This window comes from Flavobacterium sp. (assembly GCF_036741995.1).
Taxonomy (GTDB): Bacteria; Bacteroidota; Bacteroidia; order Flavobacteriales; family Flavobacteriaceae; genus Flavobacterium.
Map to the genome: position 1 here is coordinate 89,140 of NZ_DAINRG010000001.1, position 16,981 is coordinate 106,120.

The window sequence follows — 16,981 nt, forward strand, 5'->3', positions numbered from 1 at the left end:
TTTTTATTAGAAGTAGAAAATCACATTGCCACTAATAATGGAAGCGTTTCCTTTGAAATTGCCTTCCACCTTACCCAGCATATTCATAACGCCGTATTGATACGATACATTGAGTCTGGCATTTCGCACTCCGGCTGTTATTCCTATAACCGGATAAACGCCAACGTTGCCCATTTTTGTAAAATCCTTAGCCGTAAGGGCTGTTCCTTTTACTAAATTAGTTTCATCGTCTTTATCAATCTGGGCATTCCCGTTTATCTGAATCATTGGACCAAATTCGGCACTCAAATGGTTTTCAATAAACTTATAGCTCAACTGAAAAGTGACGTTGGCACAAGGTAATTTGTAATTCACATCTTTATCGCCCAGTACTCCTTTTTTGGTTACCACTTTATAATTGTATTCACTAAACTGTAAGCCGTAAATAGCATCCCAATCGTCATAAAAATTGCCTCGCATCGAAAGTCCAATATTCCAACCATTCCCGGGTTTGGTTTCTATATCCGAAGTGTTAACATTGAATTGATTTAATCCTAAAGTAATGCCAATCATATTGGAATCCCGGTAACCGTATTGTGCAAATCCAAAAGTTGTTGTTAACAACAAAAGGAATATTATTTTTTTATTCATGAAGTAGTAACTAATAATTTGTAACAAACATACATATATTTCGTATAAACACTGTACTAACAATTTAATTTAAAAAAATCATGGTATTTATTTCTGTTATTTTATTCTTTGGACTCATTATTCTTTTCTCTTCTTTTTTTACGGTAAAGCAACAAAGTGCCGTAGTTATTGAGCGTTTCGGGAAATTTGAAAGCATTCGAAATTCCGGTCTGCAGCTTAAATTGCCTATCATTGACAGAATTGCCGGTCGCGTAAATTTGAGAATCCAACAATTGGATGTTATCATCGAAACACAAACCAAAGACAATGTGTTCATCAAAATGAAAGTTTCGGTTCAGTTTAAAGTGATACAGGAACACGTTTACGAAGCCTTTTACAAATTGGAATATCCTCATGACCAAATCACGGCTTATGTTTTTGACGTGGTTCGTGCCGAAGTGCCAAAATTGATTCTGGATGACGTTTTTGTTCGTAAAGATGACATTGCTATCGCGGTAAAACGGGAATTAAATGAAGCGATGATGGCTTATGGTTATGACATTATCAATACTTTGGTTACTGATATCGATCCTGATATTCAGGTAAAAAACGCTATGAACCGTATCAATGCTGCCGAAAGAGAAAAAACAGCGGCCATGTTTGAATCGGATGCGCAAAGAATTAGAATTGTAGCCAAAGCCAAAGCCGAAGCGGAAAGCAAAAAATTACAAGGGCAAGGGATTGCTGATCAGCGAAGAGAAATTGCTAAAGGTTTGGTAGAAAGTGTAGAAGTTTTGAACAATGTGGGTATCAATTCACAAGAAGCTTCAGCTTTAATTGTAATTACGCAGCACTATGATACTTTACAAGCCATTGGTGCCGATACCAATTCGAATTTGATTCTATTGCCAAACTCTCCACAAGCTGCCAGCGACATGCTAAACAATATGGTAACCAGTTTTACCGCGTCAAGCATCATGGGCGAACAAATGAAAAATCAGCCGAAAAGAGTAAAAGACAGAAGCAATAAAACCTCTATGGATTATAATCCTTCAGACACTTCCAATCCGGAAGAGCCGGCAAAATAATAAAACAAAAATCCATAAAAAAAAGAGGCTTAATCGCCTCTTTTTCTGTTTATAAACCAATTGATTGCATAAGGAATCAAAATCTTTAAAATCGTGCCGTAAGTACCTGAGAATACTTTGTCATATACATCGGCCACAAAGGAAATGGATTTGGAAGGCACTATACTTTCCTTAGTTTTTTCAATGCTCAATACTATCTTTTGATAATGAATTTCTTTTTCGATTTTTAGAATTTCTAAATCTCTTTCGATCTCGGCGTAGGATGAATATTTTTTAGTTTCCATGGCTAGTCATTAAAAAATATTTCGGAGAATTTCTCCAGAATTGGGCCTTCCACTATTTTGTCTTTCACTAAAAATAATAGCAATGCCAGTACCAAATATACTCCCGCCACGCACAAAAAACCTAATGGATAACTGTGGAAAATTTGGCCAAGAGCCAAAGAACCAGCTACGGAAACAAACAGCAATACTATCACTAAACAAATGGCAATCAGAAAAAATTTGAGAGCCAAAGTGGTCGATTTCATCGCCACCTTAAAACCCCAAAGTTTATAATACGCCAAGCTTGTGTCTATGTAGGCTTTCGTATTTTCCTGAATGTCTTCTACATTTTCTCTGATGTCTTCCAAGGCCATTATTTCTGCAATTTGGCGTTTTGCTTTTTAAGCTCCGCAAGTTTTTCTTCCAGATAGGTAATAGCATCCTCAGCTTTATGACTTGATTTGGAAAGCAACTCATCGATAGTGTCTTTCAACTCGTCTTTTGATTTGGAAAATTTTTCTTTTGCCTCACCTTCCATCGAATTGAATTTGGTTTTCACTTCGTCTTTCAAATCATCAAAACCGTCTTTTATTTTTTCCCTTGTTTTCGAACCTTTATCAGGAGCAAATAAAATTCCCAATCCTAATCCAACTGCTGCTCCGGCCAAAAGTGCTATGAGGCCATTATTTCGTGTTGCCATAATTTCAAAAATTTAATTTTAATAAAATTACAAAATTTTACCTGTCGTTTACGTTAAATTCCGGTTAAACCACAAAAACTTATTTTAAAGCGAAATGAACAGCGTTCGTCAGGAGAGCCATAATTTGAGTATTTGGAATTCTGAAAGTGGAATAAAAATCAAGTATGGAGGTCGGTTTTAATAGCTTAAAAAAATAAAAAATTTGATTTTAATAGAAAAAACATATAATAAGAAAAGCCCACTAAACAGCAGGCTTTTCATTTATAAAATCTATTCTTATTTTTATTCTTTAGCTTCCACTTTTGCCCAAGTATCTCTCAAGCCAACTGTTTTGTTAAAAACCAGTTTTTGAGCAGAAGAATCTTTATCCACACAAAAATAGCCTAAGCGTTGAAATTGAAATTGGTCTAAGTTTTTAGCCGATTGCAAACTTGGTTCTACATAACCGGTAATGACTTCTAAAGAATTTGGATTGATGAATTCTTTAAAGTCGATTTCCTTATTGCCATCCGGATTTTCATGTGAAAACAAACGGTCGTAAATACGAACTTCAGCCGGAACTGCATGAGCAATAGAAACCCAATGAATCGTTCCTTTTACTTTTCTTTGTGAAGCTTCGGTACCGCTACCACTGCGGGAATCGGTATCATACGTACAATGAATTTCGGTAATATTCCCGTCAGCATCTTTAATAACACTCTCACCTTTAATGATATAAGCATTTTTCAAACGCACTTCAGTTCCTAAAGTCAATCGGAAAAATTTCTTATTGGCTTCTTCCTGAAAATCTTCTCTTTCGATATACAATTCTTTGGAAAAAGGGACTTTTCTATAAGTCATCACTTCTTCTTCGGGATTGTTTTCGGCTTCTAACCATTCTTCGTTTCCATCAGGATAATTGGTAATCACCAATTTCACTGGGCTCAAAACCGCCATAACACGATGTGTTGTTTTATTCAATTCTTCGCGAACACAAAATTCTAAAAGCGAAACATCAATCAGGTTCGTACGTTTGGCAATACCAATAGTATTAGCAAAATTACGAATCGCCATAGGTGGATACCCACGTCTTCGCATTCCTGAAATGGTGCTCATTCTTGGATCATCCCAACCAGTGACGTGTTTTTCTTCGACCAATTGCAGCAGTTTTCTTTTAGAAACTACAGTGTGTGATAGATTTCTTCGGGCAAATTCTCTTTGCTTTGGACGCACTTTGGTGTCATCATACACTTGGTCCAAAAACCAATCGTACAATTCACGGTGCGGTAAAAATTCAAGCGTACAAAAGGAATGTGAAATTTGTTCCAAATAATCACTTTCGCCATGGGCCCAATCGTACATTGGATAAATGCACCATTTATCACCGGTTCTGTGGTGGTGCGAATGTAAAATACGATACATAATCGGGTCGCGCATTAACATATTGGTATGCTCCATATCAATTTTGGCACGTAGAATATGAGTTCCATTCGGAAATTCTCCGTTTTTCATACGCTCCAATAAATCTAAATTTTCTTCAACAGAACGGTTTCTATAAGGAGAATTGGTACCCACTTGCGTAGGCGTTCCTTTTTGCTTGGCCATTTCTTCCGAAGATTGACTGTCAACATAAGCTTTTCCTTTTTTGACAAACTCCACCGCCCAATCGTATAATTGTTGGAAATAATCCGAAGCGTAACATTCGTTAGCCCATGAATATCCTAACCATTCAATATCTCTTTTGATGGCGTCAACATATTCCTGCTCTTCTTTGGCCGGATTGGTATCATCAAAGCGCAAATTTACCGGAGCCTGATAATCAATTCCTAAACCGAAATTTAAACAAATAGCACTGGCATGCCCCACGTGTAGATACCCATTAGGTTCCGGTGGGAAACGAAAACGCAGCTTGTTATTAGCCAAACCGTTTTCCAAATCTTTCTCTATGATTTGTTCAATGAAATTAAGCGACTTCTCTTCTGTTGACATATTCAAAATTTTGAGTCGCAAAGTTATCAAAAATGTTGGTTATTTGGTTATTCGTTAATTTGGTTATTTGACTTTTTGAAAGCAGAAATGCAAATATTTAGTACTTTTATCCAATAAATAAATTACCAAATCCACAAATTAACAGCAAAAATGGGAACTATTAAATTACAAAATATAAGAACCTTTTCGTTTCATGGCTGCTTGGAAGAAGAAGCGCGCATTGGTTCTGATTACCGTGTTGATCTTGAAATTAAGACGGATTTGAGAAAATCTTCCACTACTGATGAGTTGAAAGATACTGTAGATTATGTACTTTTAAATCAAATTGTAACACAGGAAATGGCCATTCGTTCCAAATTATTAGAACATGTAGCCCACCGCATCATCACTAGAATTTTCAGAGAAATACCAGCCGTTTCCAGAATACTTTTAGCCGTTTCAAAATTGAATCCGCCCATTGGTGGCGATGTGGAAGCGGTTACTATAGAAATGGAAGAATACCGAAATTAAAAACTTTGTTACTCTGTAACTCTTAAACTTTGGAACTTTCAAAAAAAATTCTATATTTGCCATCCATTCAACAATGGCGTCGTGGCCGAGTGGCTAGGCTGGGCTCTGCAAAAGCTCCTACTCCGGTTCGAATCCGGACGATGCCTCTAAAAGAGATACAGTATTGTGTCTCTTTTTTTTGTGGTAAATTTTTATAAAAATTTGAAGTTTACTTGTCTTTCTCAAGTTTTTCAAAGGCTTTGTTTACCATTTTTTGTTCTTTTGGAAACCAGGCTTGAGAAAGTAAAACGACACCACAAATAATCAAAACTATACTAATGAATTTCTTGATTAAAAGGATGTTTTTCGGATTGAGTTGGTTGCGTAATTGTTTGGCTAAAAGTATTTTGAAAATATCGGTAACAAAATAACTGAGAATTAAAGTACAGAAAAAAGTAATCATTCTGGACGCTTTCAATTCAAGTTGAGGACCAATGGTAATTAAGATTGCTAACCAAAATCCCAGCACTCCAATGTTGATGAAATTCAGAAAAAAGCCTTTGATAAACAAGGATAAATAATTGGTTTTGGCTAACTCTTTCGGGTCGATTTCGTCTATGCTTTTTTTGGATTCTTTTTTGTTTTTTACAAATGAAATAATGCCATAAGTGAGCATTACCAAACCGCCAAAAATAAACAAAGCCGGATCGTTTTTGATACTTTGAATCAAACGGTAACTACTGAAGAAGGCGATCAGAATAAAAATAACATCCGCTAATACAACACCTAAATCAAACATTACGGCGGCTCTAAATCCTTTGACGACACTGGTTTCCAATAAAACAAAGAAAACAGGTCCAATCATAAAACTTAGAAAAAAACCAAGCGGAATGGCAGATAAAATATCGTTGAGCAACATAATGGGTTAGGATTTTGACACTGCAATTTAGAATTAAATTTTAACAATTTCAAGTATTTCTATTTTGCTTCTTTAATACTGCCGCCGGCAACAACTTTTTGGTTGATTTGTTTTGGTTTTCCATATATGGTAATGTTCCCGCCAGCTCTTACTTTGGCTTCAACCAAATCACTAGCATAAATAGCGGCTTCACCTCCTGCATTTCCGGTAATGGTGGTTTGTTCGGTTTTGAAACTTTCCGCTTCATAAATTCCACCCGAGTTGACTATAACTTCCTGAACTTTAGCTTTTCCTTCCAATGAAATTTTGGAACCATTAGCTGCTCTGGCATTTAATTTATCAACTTCAAGAATCAGTTTTATTTCAGAACCTTCTTTGGCAATAATGTCAAAAGCAGTAGATTTTATCTTATCGCCACAAGCTATTCGGGACCCTTCATTGGCTTCGACCGCCGTGATGTTTTTGAAATAAACCGTTACTGAAATATTATCACCTTCGAGCATTTTTGTCAACGGCATTCTTATTTTTAATTCGCCATTTTTATTGACCAATTCTACTTCAGCAGCTTCTTTTCCATCCAAAACCACTTTGTTTTCCGTACTTGGAATTAAGAAAACATCAATCTGATCAAAGGAGGTGACTTTGGTAAAATCGCCGACCTTTTTCTCCACTTGTCCAAACGCTATGGAACTGATTAATCCTAAACTAAAAACTAACTTTTTCATGCTATTCTTTTCTTCTGATAAAATGGAAATCTAATTGTTTTTTTACTAAATCGGCATTTTTCACTTTAACATAAACTTCGTCACCAAGCTGTAAAATACTATTGGTGGCTTGACCAACTAAAGCATATTGCTTCTCATCAAACGTATAATAATCTTCTTTGATTTCGCGAATACGCACCATGCCTTCGCATTTGTTTTCGATGATTTCGACATAAATTCCCCATTCGGTAACGCCTGAAATTACACCCAAGAATTCCTGATCTTTGTGATCCTGCATGTATTTTACCTGCATGTATTTCACCGAATCTCTTTCAGCTTGTGCAGCCAATCCTTCCATATCGCTGGAATGGGCACATTTTTCTTCGTATTCTTCCTGGTTGACGCTTTTGCCACCATCCAAATAATATTGTAATAATCGATGTGCCATCACATCAGGATATCTTCGAATTGGCGATGTAAAATGACTGTAAAAATCAAAAGCCAAACCATAATGACCAATGTTTTCGGTAGAATATTTGGCTTTGCTCATACTTCGAATCGTCAAAGTATCTACCAAATTCTGCTCTTTTTTTCCATTGACTTCATTCAATAAATTATTCAACGATTTAGAAATATCCTGTTTGGATTTCATATTAATCGAATATCCAAATTTTGAAATTACTGTCTGAAGGTTTATCAACTTGTCTTCATTCGGTTCATCGTGAATTCTGTAGACAAAGGTTTTCTTTTGTTTGCCAATGAATTCGGCTACTTTTCTATTTGCCAACAACATAAATTCTTCTATCAGATGGTTAGCATCTTTCGAAATTTTAAAGAAAACACCAATTGGTTCTGACTCTTCATTCAAATTGAATTTCACTTCTACTTTGTCAAACGAAATCGCTCCTTCAGCCATTCTTTTTCGGCGTAGAATTTTAGCCAAATCATCCATTTTTAAAGTAGCTTCCATTATTTCTTTTGGCGCTTTGTATTCTTTTCCGGTTAAAGAAATTTCAGCTGGAATCACATCCGATTTGGTTTCGATAATCTGCTGTGCTTCTTCATACGCAAAACGCTGGTCAGAATAAATAACGGTTCTTCCAAACCAGGAATCTAAAACTTCGGCCTTTTGGTTCAATTGAAAAATAGCGGAGAAGGTATATTTCTCTTCGTGAGGTCGTAATGAACAAGCAAAATTGGATAACACTTCCGGTAACATGGGTACCACTCTGTCAACCAGATAAACTGAAGTGGCTCTTTTATAGGCTTCATCATCCAAAATAGTTCCTTCTTTCAAATAATGGGAAACATCGGCAATGTGAACACCAATTTCAAAATTTCCATTGTCTAAAACCTGAAACGACAACGCATCATCAAAATCTTTAGCATCTTTTGGATCGATGGTAAAAGTCAACACTTTACGCATGTCACGACGCTTCGAAATTTCTTCTTGTGTAATCGAAGTATCTAGTTTATTGGCATATGCTTCCACTTCAATCGGGAAATCATAAGGCAAACCATATTCGGCTAAAATGGCATGAATTTCGGTATCGTGTTCTCCTGGTTTTCCTAAAACTTTGATAACAGAACCAAAAGGAGAATCCGCTTTGGCAGGCCAATCTTCCAGTTTTACTAAAACCACATCGCCATGTTGGGCATCGCCTAATTTATTTTTTGGAATAAAAATGTCAGTGTACATTTTGGCATTGGCTGTAGTTACAAAGCCAAAATTCTTTTGAATATCAACTACACCTACAAATTCTTCTTTGTGTCTTTCTAAAATTTCCAATACTTCCGCTTCCGGTTTTCTGGAACTTCTTCTATCGTACACATAAGCTTTGACCGTATCGCCATCTAAAGCGTGATTCAGATTAACAAACGGAACAAAAACATCATTTTCTAATTCGTCACAAACAAAATAACCGGCTTTTCTGCTAGTCATATCTATTTTCCCCTCGTAATATTTTTGACTGGTAGCTTTGACTAAATACTTCCCCGGTTCAGATTCTACAATCAGTTTTTGAGCAGCGAGTATCTTTAAATCTTTGATAATTTCGTTTCTGCTTTTGGTATCATCCAACTCAAGGATAGCAGCTATTTGTTTGTAGTTGAATGGTTTATTGGCATTCTTGGATAATATTTTAAAAATCTTCTCGGAAAATGTCTTTTCGTTTTTCCCGAACTTTTTGGGTTTCTTACTCATTGTATCTTTTCTATTAATGCTGAAAATTACGAAGAAGTATTAAGATTTTAGTACCAAGTATTAAGATTTATAGAAAAAATAACTTTTGTATCTTTATAAAAACTTCACTAATGACTGAGTTTATCACGATTGCAACTTTTAATTTTGCTCATGAAATCATGGTTTTAAAAACTATTTTAGACCGCGAAGGAATCCCTTATTTGTTTCAAAACGAAAACTTAGTTTCTACCGATCCGCTGGCCAGTTTTGCTTACGGCGGCATCCTACTTAAAATTCATCCAAACGATAAAGAAGTCGTGCAACAAATTTTAGATGACCTAAACAATAATTTAAAAATTGTATAAATCTGAAAGTTGTCAACACATATTAAAAACATCAAAAAAAAGATTTAATTAAATTTAAATTTATGATGGTTATTATAGCGTGTTAATAGTGACAATAACTTTTTCTAAAAAGAGAATCTTTAAAAGTTATCGTAACTTATACAGAGAAATTAACAATGTAGTTTGTAGCTAAAGTTCTTGAAATGAGCAAATTTTTAGTTTTTGTTAACAGTTGTTAACATGTGAAATAACAACCATTTCTTTAATAAGTTTAGTTGTTCCTTTTTGTTGACAACCTTCTTATTTGTGCTGATAAATTTTCCAAAAAAAGACGAAACTAAATTTGATTTTCTCGATGCTGTTTTTGATTAGAAAAAAAAGCGTCACGACCTCAAAAAACTTCTAATTTTCTATCCAAAGTTGTTAACATTTGTTGTTAACTTAAGGTTAACTGAGTATCAACGAATTGCAAAATGCTATTAACAATGTATAATTTTAACAATTATGCTGTGTAAATTTCAATGATTTTCAAATAGTTATAAAAATATCTCAGTTGCCAAAAAACCTTGTGTTTTAAAAATCAAGTAGTTACAATAAAGTAAAAAAACAACCGATAGTTTCCGTAAATTTGTAGGCATAACTACAAACAATTCACCATGAAAATCTCGATTGGAAACGACCACGCCGGACCCGATTATAAAAAAGCCATAGTAACCTTTTTAGAACAAAAAGGACATCAAGTATTGAACCACGGAACCGATACTTTTGATAGTGTTGACTTTCCTGATTTTGGACATCCTGTTGCCATTGATGTGGAAACAACTAAAGCAGATTTTGGTATTGTGATTTGCGGTTCCGGAAACGGAATTAACATGACAGTGAACAAGCATCAAGGCATTCGTTCGGCTTTGTGCTGGACTAAAGAAATTGCTGCTTTGGCGCGCCAACATAACGATGCTAATATTATCAGCATTCCGGCGCGATTCACCTCTATACAACAAGCCGTTGAAATGGTAGACACTTTTTTAAACACTTCGTTCGAAGGTGGAAGACATGCCAACAGAGTGAATAAAATCGCTTGTCAATAGATTATGTGTCAAAACCACGTGCATATCCACAAACATGAAGTACAAGGAAAGAATTTAATCTATTCCATTTTACTGAATCTTTTAATAACGGTAGCCCAACTTATAGGCGGTATCATTTCCGGAAGCTTGGCGCTACTCTCGGATGCACTTCATAATTTTTCCGATGTATTATCATTGGTTTTTAGTTTAATCGCCCATAAACTCTCTAGAAGAAAAGCCTCGATTAACAATACTTTCGGTTTTAAAAGAGCCGAACTGATTGCTGCTTTTGTCAATGCCGCGACTTTGGTTATAGTGGCTTTTATTTTGATATACGGAGCCATCGAACGTTTTTTTAATCCGCATCCGATTCAATCCGGATTAGTGATTTGGTTAGCACTTTTAGGGATTGTGGTCAACGGACTTTCCGTTTTGTTATTACAAAAAGATGCCAATCACAATATCAATATGAAATCGGCTTATTTGCATTTACTCACCGATATGATGGCCTCAGTAGCGGTTTTGATAGGAGGATTGCTGATGAAATTCTATGGTTGGTTTTGGGTGGATAGCGTAATGACGATTGCTATTGCCATTTATTTAATAGTGGTTGGTGGCAAATTGTTATTAGAATCTACCAAAATGCTGATGTTGTTCACACCCGATTTTATTGATATCAAAGAACTAGTGCGCGAAGTACATAAAGTTCCCGGAGTTGGGAAACTACATCACATTCATGTGTGGCATCTGAATGACGAAGAGCTGCATCTCGAAGCCCATCTGGATTGTTCGGAAGATATAAAAATGAGTGAATTCAACGAATTACTAAATCAAATTGAACGGATTCTTTTCGAAAAATTCCACATCAATCATATCAATATCCAACCCGAGTTTAAGAAAGAAGAAGAGACCAAAGATTTCATTGTTCAGGATTAATATGACTATTCTTGATTTAAATAGCATCCAAAAAATTTTCAAAAAACGATTGTCTGATTCCCACAAAGGCAATCACGGCCATGCTTTGATTATAGCCGGAAGTCAAGCCAAAATGGGTGCTGCTATTATTGCCGCCAAAGCCTGTTTGCGAGCCGGAGCCGGATTGGTCACGCTAAACATTCCAAAGAAAGAACGCTTGGCTATTTTCACTTCCATACCTGAAGCGATGATTGAATTTCGGGAAGAAAAGAATGCTATTGAAAAGTACAATGCTTTCGCTATAGGACCTGGCTTCGGAACCGATAAAACAGCCGAAAGAAAAGTAGAATTCTTAATTGAAAATGTAAAACTTCCGATAGTTTTTGATGCCGATGCTTTAACGGTTTTGGCCAAAAATCAAGATTTATTAAACAAACTTCCGGCCAAATCTATCCTGACGCCACACGTCAAAGAGTTCGATAGAGTATTCGGAAATCATACTACTGATGAAGAAAGAATTGAAAAAGCAATCGCCAAAGCAAAAGAACTAAACAGCATTATAGTGCTGAAAGGACCGCAAACGTTCATCACTGACGGAAAAGAAAGTTATCAAAACACCACCGGAAATTCAGGCTTGGCCAAAGGAGGTTCCGGCGATGCGTTGACCGGAATTATCACCGCTTTTTTGGCACAGGGATACGAACCCATAAATGTAGCCATTCTCGGCGTCTATCTTCACGGATTGGCAGCCGATATTACCTTAAAAAAACAAAGCCCGGAAAGCATGTTGATAACGGATGTTATTGATGATCTTGGCAACGCTTTCCAGCATATTCAACCATAAATTCGCAAAATGACCAGCATACAATTCATTCAAAACCAAGTCAATACTACGCCCAAAAATATCGAAGCGACGCTAAAATTGCTTTCTGAAGACTGCACTATTCCTTTTATTTCCCGTTACCGAAAGGACCAAACCGGGAATTTAGACGAAGTAGTAATTGAGCAAATTGCCAAGTTATCAAAGCAATACGATGAAATTGTAAAACGAAAAGACAGCATCCTCAAAACTATTGACGAGCAAGGACAATTGACGCCCGAATTGGCTAAAAAAATCCGGGAAAGTTTCGAGTTGCAGGAGATTGAAGATTTGTATTTACCATATAAAAAGAAGAAAAAAACCAGAGCCGATGTCGCTCGTGAAAACGGTTTAGAGCCTTTAGCCAAAATCATTATGGGGCAAAACAGTGATGACATCGAGTTCATCGCTTCCAAATATTTAAATGCCAAAGTTGCCAATGAAGATGACGCTTTGCAAGGTGCGCGCGACATTATAGCCGAATGGATTAACGAGAATATCTACATCCGGAAAACGTTACGACGTTTATTTCAACGCAAAGCGATAGTCGAAACAAAAGTGGTGAAATCCAAAAAAGATGATGAAGCTGCTCAAAAATTTTCTCAATATTTTGAATGGGCAGAGCCTATTGTCAAAGCACCATCGCACCGATTATTAGCCATGTTGCGCGCCGAAGCTGAAGGTTTTGTCAAGCTAAATGTCGAAATTGAAAACGAAGAAGCTATAGAATTCATCGAAAACAACACGATAAAAAATAACCGGGAAACCGCTGACCAATTGCGTTTAGCGATTAAAGACAGTTACAAAAGATTGCTCGAACCAGCCATTTCCAACGAAACATTGCAAGAAGCTAAAGCCAAAGCAGATGCCAAAGCCATAGAAGTTTTTGCTGGGAATCTCGGACAACTTTTGTTGGCGCCACCATTAGGAGAGAAGCGAATTTTAGCGATTGATCCGGGTTATAGAAGTGGCTGCAAAATCGTGTGTTTGGATGAAAAAGGGGATTTGTTATATAATGAAACCATATACCCTCATCAGCCGCAGAACGAAACCGCGATGGCGATGAAGAAAATCAAATCGATGGTGAATGCTTATAATATCGAGGCGATTTCCATTGGTAACGGCACGGCTTCACGCGAGACGGAATTCTTTATTAAGAAGATTGCTTTTGACAAACCGGTGCAGGTGTTTGTGGTTTCAGAAGCCGGAGCTTCGGTTTATTCGGCCAGTAAAATTGCCCGAGATGAATTTCCCAATTATGATGTGACGGTTCGTGGCTCGGTTTCCATCGGAAGACGTCTTTCAGATCCTTTGGCGGAATTGGTGAAAATTGATGCTAAATCCATAGGAGTGGGGCAATACCAACACGATGTTGACCAAGTAAAACTCAAAGAAGAATTGGATACAGTTGTAGTGCGGTGTGTGAATTCGGTTGGCATTAATATCAATACGGCGAGTAAATCGTTGTTGAGTTATGTTTCCGGAATTGGTGAAAAAATGGCGGAAAACATTGTGGCTTTCCGCAGTGAAAATGGCCCGTTTGAAGACAGAAAGCAATTGAAAAAAGTACCGAGATTGGGCGATAAGGCTTATCAACAAGCGGCTGCATTTATTCGAATTAAAGAAGGAAAAAATCCGTTAGACAATTCAGCAGTACATCCGGAGGCTTATCCGATTGTGGAAAAAATGGCCAAAGATTTGGGATTAAAAACCAATGAATTGATTGGCAAAAAAGACAAAATCAGCTTGATAAAACCAGAGCTTTACAGTACCGCTGACATCGGAATTCTGGGAATCAAAGACATTATAAAAGAACTCGAAAAACCAGGGCTCGATCCAAGAAAAGCAGCTAAAGTTTTCGAATTTGATGCTAATGTGAAATCGATGAAAGATGTGCGTAGCGGTATGATTTTGCCAGGCATTGTGAATAACATTACCGCCTTCGGTTGCTTTGTCGATATCGGTATAAAAGAAAGCGGATTAGTTCATATTTCACAACTCAAAGAAGGTTTTGTGAGCGATGTGAATGAAGTGGTAAAACTACACCAACATGTTCAGGTCAAAGTTGTTGAGGTAGACGAAGAACGCAAACGCATTCAGCTGACAATGGTTTTATAAAATAAAAAATCCCAAACTCTAACAGTAGAATTTGGGATTTATTTTGGGGTAAAGAATGATTATTCCTTAGTTTCTTCTTCTTTTTTGGCTGGAGGCGTAGTATCGTCTTTAGCGGCATTTTTGAATTCTTTCACACCGGTTCCTAATCCTTTCATTAGTTCCGGAATTTTTTTACCTCCAAACAGCAATAAAACTACGGCTAAAATTAAAAAAATATGTCCTGGTGTTAATTCTAATGATATAAATAAAGCGTTCATGTTATTGAGATTTTTAATACTCTGCAAATGTAGAAAATAAATTAATAGCGGGGAAGCTTTTAGCGTTAAAGAACGTTAAAGTTTAAAAAATCTAAAGCGCCCCTTTTTTTCTATATTTGTGCTATAATCAAAACCCATGTCGGAGAAACGACTCAAGCGTAAAATATTAAAGAAAAAGTTATTCACGAAAAACCGTTTGGTGATTCTGAATGAAGATACTTTTGCCGAAGTTTTCTCGTTGCGGCTGACCTTGATGAATGTCTTTGTCGTGGCAACTATTGGGGCTTTACTGATTATTTTTGTGACCACTTATATCATTGCTTTTACGCCTTTGCGCGAATACATTCCCGGTTATGCTTCCTCAAAATTGAAAAGAGACGCCACTGAATTAGCTCTAAAATCGGATTCGCTGACCAATGCTTTGAAAAAGAATGAAGCCTATATTGCCTCGATTAAAAAGATTTTGACCGGCGATTTGGATTATGCCAAATTCAGCAAAGATTCCATAACACCGGCTACTTCCGAACCTATTTCAGAAGATGATTTGAAACCCAGCAAAGCCGATTTACAATTGCGCGAAGAAGTGGCTCGGGAAGACAAATACAATCTTTTTGAAAAGGCAAAACCAAAAGTTAGTGTGGTGCTTTTCCCCCCGGTAAAGGGTATGATAACTGACAAATTCAATCCGAAAAACAAGCACTATGCAGTGGATATCGCTTTGGCGAAAAACACTCCGATAAAATCCATTTTGAGTGGAACGGTAATTTTTGCTGATTGGACACCGAACACCGGAAACGTAGTCATCATCAGACATAACAATGGATTTATATCGGTTTATAAACACGCGGCTTCCGTAACCAAACAGCAGGGCGATGTGGTGAAAACCGGAGAAGTGATTGCCCTGGCTGGTTCCACCGGACAGGAATCCACCGGAGTGCATTTGCATTTTGAATTGTGGAAAGACGGCTACCCGATTGATCCGAGTATTTTTATTGAATTCGAATAACTATGTCGATAAAGTCCTTTGCTGCCAAATTATTTGCTAAAAGCATTCACAACAAAACTCAAAAATGGGTTCAAAATCCTATTGAAACCCAGCAGAAAGTTTTCCGCGATTTATTGGCTACAGCCAAAGACACTCAGTTTGGGAAAGACCATCATTTTGCTGAAATCAAAACATTTGACCATTTTGCCCAACAAGTTCCCATCAGAGATTATGAGGAATTGCGACCTTATGTAGACCGAGTGGTCAAAGGCGAAGCAGACATTCTTTGGAAAGGAAAACCGATTTATTTTGCTAAAACTTCAGGCACGACTTCGGGCGCCAAATATATCCCTTTAACGAAGGAATCGATGCCTTTTCATATTGAAGCGGCCCGCAATGCCATTTTAAGCTACATCCATGAAACGGGTAAAGCTGATTTTGTGGATGGAAAAATGATTTTCCTGCAAGGTAGCCCGGTTTTAGAAGAAAAAAACGGAATCAAATTGGGAAGATTGTCCGGCATAGTGGCTCATTTTGTTCCAAAATATTTGCAGAAAAACCGAATGCCGAGTTGGGAAACCAATTGCATTGAGGATTGGGAAACCAAAGTCGATGCGATAGTGGAAGAAACTTTTAAGGAAGACATGGCTGTAATTTCTGGTATTCCGAGCTGGGTGCAGATGTATTTTGAGAAACTACAGCAAAAAGGAAACAAACCCGTTGGCGACATTTTCAAGAACTTCAACTTGTTCATTTATGGCGGCGTGAATTATGAACCGTATCGGGCCAAATTTGAAAATCTTATTGGTCGGAAAGTAGATTCGATTGAATTATTTCCGGCTTCGGAAGGTTTTTTTGCCTACCAGGATTCTCAAAAAGAAAAAGGAATGTTACTGCTGTTGAACTCAGGTATTTTCTATGAATTTGTAAAAGCGGATGAGTTTTTTACTGAAAATCCTAAACGGTATACCATTGGCGAAGTTGAACTAAACACCAACTACGTTTTAATCATTTCCACGAATGCCGGACTGTGGGCGTACAACATTGGCGACACAGTTCAATTTACGAGTTTGAAACCCTATCGCGTGATAGTTTCCGGACGAATTAAGCATTACATTTCGGCTTTTGGCGAACACGTCATTGGCAAAGAAGTGGAAAGCGCTCTGCAGGAAGCAATGGAAGGATCGACTATTCGCGTCAACGAATTTACGGTTGCACCACAAATCAATCCAAACGAAGGAATGCCTTATCATGAATGGTTTATTGAATTTGAAAATGAACCCGAAAACCTGAATGATTTTGCCTTGAAAATTGACCAAGCCATGCGCCAACAAAATGCATACTATGACGATTTGATTGTAGGGAATGTGCTGCGAACGCTTGTTGTTACTAAAGTTCAGAAAAATGGGTTCCAGGAATATATGAAATCCATCGGGAAACTAGGCGGACAAAACAAATTGCCAAGGCTGAGCAATGATAGAAAAATAGCCGATTTATTAAAAACAAGATAGAAA

18 protein-coding genes and 1 tRNA gene are annotated in these 16,981 nt (G+C 37.0%); 10 read left to right on the plus strand and 9 right to left on the minus strand.

What is annotated here, in order from left to right; all coding sequences use genetic code 11:
* Positions 1–6 precede the first annotated feature (6 nt).
* Complete coding sequence (locus tag V7D82_RS00420) at positions 7–630, minus strand: PorT family protein (protein ID WP_333598994.1); 624 nt, start codon at positions 628–630, stop codon at positions 7–9.
* 80 nt (positions 631–710) lie between these two features.
* On the opposite strand from V7D82_RS00420, the gene V7D82_RS00425 reads away from it, so the two are divergent.
* The gene (locus V7D82_RS00425) at positions 711–1,697 is read left to right on the plus strand and encodes an SPFH domain-containing protein (protein ID WP_333598995.1); all 987 of its coding nucleotides are present in this window, start codon (positions 711–713) and stop codon (positions 1,695–1,697) included.
* Between the two features lie 29 nt (positions 1,698–1,726).
* Here V7D82_RS00425 and V7D82_RS00430 read toward each other — a convergent pair whose 3' ends face one another.
* From V7D82_RS00430 to V7D82_RS00445, 4 genes are all read right to left on the minus strand, one after another.
* Positions 1,727–1,981, minus strand: coding sequence for a DUF6327 family protein (locus V7D82_RS00430; RefSeq protein WP_333598996.1), 255 nt, complete (start codon positions 1,979–1,981; stop codon positions 1,727–1,729).
* A 2-nt stretch (positions 1,982–1,983) separates the two neighbouring features.
* On the minus strand, positions 1,984–2,334 hold the full coding sequence (locus V7D82_RS00435; protein ID WP_333598997.1) for a competence protein: 351 nt from the start codon (positions 2,332–2,334) through the stop codon (positions 1,984–1,986).
* Positions 2,334–2,660, minus strand: coding sequence for a YtxH domain-containing protein (locus V7D82_RS00440; protein ID WP_333598998.1), 327 nt, complete (start codon positions 2,658–2,660; stop codon positions 2,334–2,336). Before V7D82_RS00440 ends, V7D82_RS00435 begins: the two co-directional genes overlap by 1 nt.
* A 282-nt stretch (positions 2,661–2,942) precedes the next feature.
* A complete protein-coding gene (locus V7D82_RS00445) occupies positions 2,943–4,628 on the minus strand; it encodes a glutamine--tRNA ligase/YqeY domain fusion protein (RefSeq protein WP_333598999.1) in 1,686 nt (561 codons plus the stop codon).
* A gap of 150 nt (positions 4,629–4,778) precedes the next feature.
* Here V7D82_RS00445 and folB point away from each other — a divergent pair, with 150 nt between their 5' ends.
* Both folB and V7D82_RS00455 read left to right on the plus strand, forming a co-directional pair.
* Entirely contained in the window at positions 4,779–5,138 is a 360-nt protein-coding gene (folB, locus tag V7D82_RS00450) for a dihydroneopterin aldolase (RefSeq protein ID WP_333599000.1), read from the plus strand.
* A 75-nt stretch (positions 5,139–5,213) separates the two neighbouring features.
* Positions 5,214–5,284: transfer RNA gene (locus V7D82_RS00455), tRNA-Cys, on the plus strand.
* 62 nt (positions 5,285–5,346) lie between these two features.
* Here V7D82_RS00455 and V7D82_RS00460 read toward each other — a convergent pair.
* The 3 genes from V7D82_RS00460 to rnr form a co-directional block, all read right to left on the minus strand.
* The gene (locus tag V7D82_RS00460) at positions 5,347–6,033 is read right to left on the minus strand and encodes a LysE family translocator (RefSeq protein WP_333599182.1); all 687 of its coding nucleotides are present in this window, start codon (positions 6,031–6,033) and stop codon (positions 5,347–5,349) included.
* A gap of 62 nt (positions 6,034–6,095) precedes the next feature.
* Positions 6,096–6,761, minus strand: a complete 666-nt coding sequence (locus tag V7D82_RS00465) for a head GIN domain-containing protein (protein WP_333599001.1) — start codon at positions 6,759–6,761, stop codon at positions 6,096–6,098.
* Position 6,762: 1 nt separating this feature from the next.
* On the minus strand, positions 6,763–8,943 hold the full coding sequence (gene rnr / locus V7D82_RS00470) for a ribonuclease R (RefSeq protein WP_333599002.1): 2,181 nt from the start codon (positions 8,941–8,943) through the stop codon (positions 6,763–6,765).
* Between the two features lie 110 nt (positions 8,944–9,053).
* On the opposite strand from rnr, the gene V7D82_RS00475 reads away from it, so the two are divergent.
* The 5 genes from V7D82_RS00475 (at position 9,054) to V7D82_RS00495 (ending at position 14,225) form a co-directional block, all read left to right on the plus strand.
* The gene (locus V7D82_RS00475; RefSeq protein ID WP_333599003.1) at positions 9,054–9,287 is read left to right on the plus strand and encodes a DUF2007 domain-containing protein; all 234 of its coding nucleotides are present in this window, start codon (positions 9,054–9,056) and stop codon (positions 9,285–9,287) included.
* A gap of 635 nt (positions 9,288–9,922) precedes the next feature.
* The gene (gene rpiB, locus V7D82_RS00480) at positions 9,923–10,354 is read left to right on the plus strand and encodes a ribose 5-phosphate isomerase B (protein WP_333599004.1); all 432 of its coding nucleotides are present in this window, start codon (positions 9,923–9,925) and stop codon (positions 10,352–10,354) included.
* Between the two features lie 3 nt (positions 10,355–10,357).
* On the plus strand, positions 10,358–11,269 hold the full coding sequence (locus V7D82_RS00485) for a cation diffusion facilitator family transporter (protein ID WP_333599005.1): 912 nt from the start codon (positions 10,358–10,360) through the stop codon (positions 11,267–11,269).
* Position 11,270: 1 nt separating this feature from the next.
* Positions 11,271–12,092 carry an NAD(P)H-hydrate dehydratase gene (locus tag V7D82_RS00490; protein WP_333599006.1) on the plus strand — a complete coding sequence of 274 codons (822 nt, stop codon included), beginning with the start codon at positions 11,271–11,273 and terminating at the stop codon, positions 12,090–12,092.
* A 9-nt stretch (positions 12,093–12,101) separates the two neighbouring features.
* Positions 12,102–14,225: a Tex family protein gene (locus V7D82_RS00495; RefSeq protein ID WP_333599007.1), complete on the plus strand. Its 2,124-nt coding sequence runs from the start codon at positions 12,102–12,104 to the stop codon at positions 14,223–14,225.
* Positions 14,226–14,284: 59 nt separating this feature from the next.
* Here V7D82_RS00495 and V7D82_RS00500 read toward each other — a convergent pair whose 3' ends face one another.
* Positions 14,285–14,482 (minus strand): Sec-independent protein translocase subunit TatA/TatB, encoded by a 198-nt coding sequence (locus V7D82_RS00500; protein ID WP_333599008.1) that lies wholly within the window; start codon positions 14,480–14,482, stop codon positions 14,285–14,287.
* A 136-nt stretch (positions 14,483–14,618) separates the two neighbouring features.
* Between V7D82_RS00500 and V7D82_RS00505 the strand changes: the two genes are divergently transcribed.
* Positions 14,619–15,488: a M23 family metallopeptidase gene (locus V7D82_RS00505; protein WP_333599009.1), complete on the plus strand. Its 870-nt coding sequence runs from the start codon at positions 14,619–14,621 to the stop codon at positions 15,486–15,488.
* A gap of 2 nt (positions 15,489–15,490) precedes the next feature.
* Complete coding sequence (locus tag V7D82_RS00510; protein ID WP_333599010.1) at positions 15,491–16,978, plus strand: GH3 auxin-responsive promoter family protein; 1,488 nt, start codon at positions 15,491–15,493, stop codon at positions 16,976–16,978.
* Positions 16,979–16,981 lie beyond the last annotated feature (3 nt).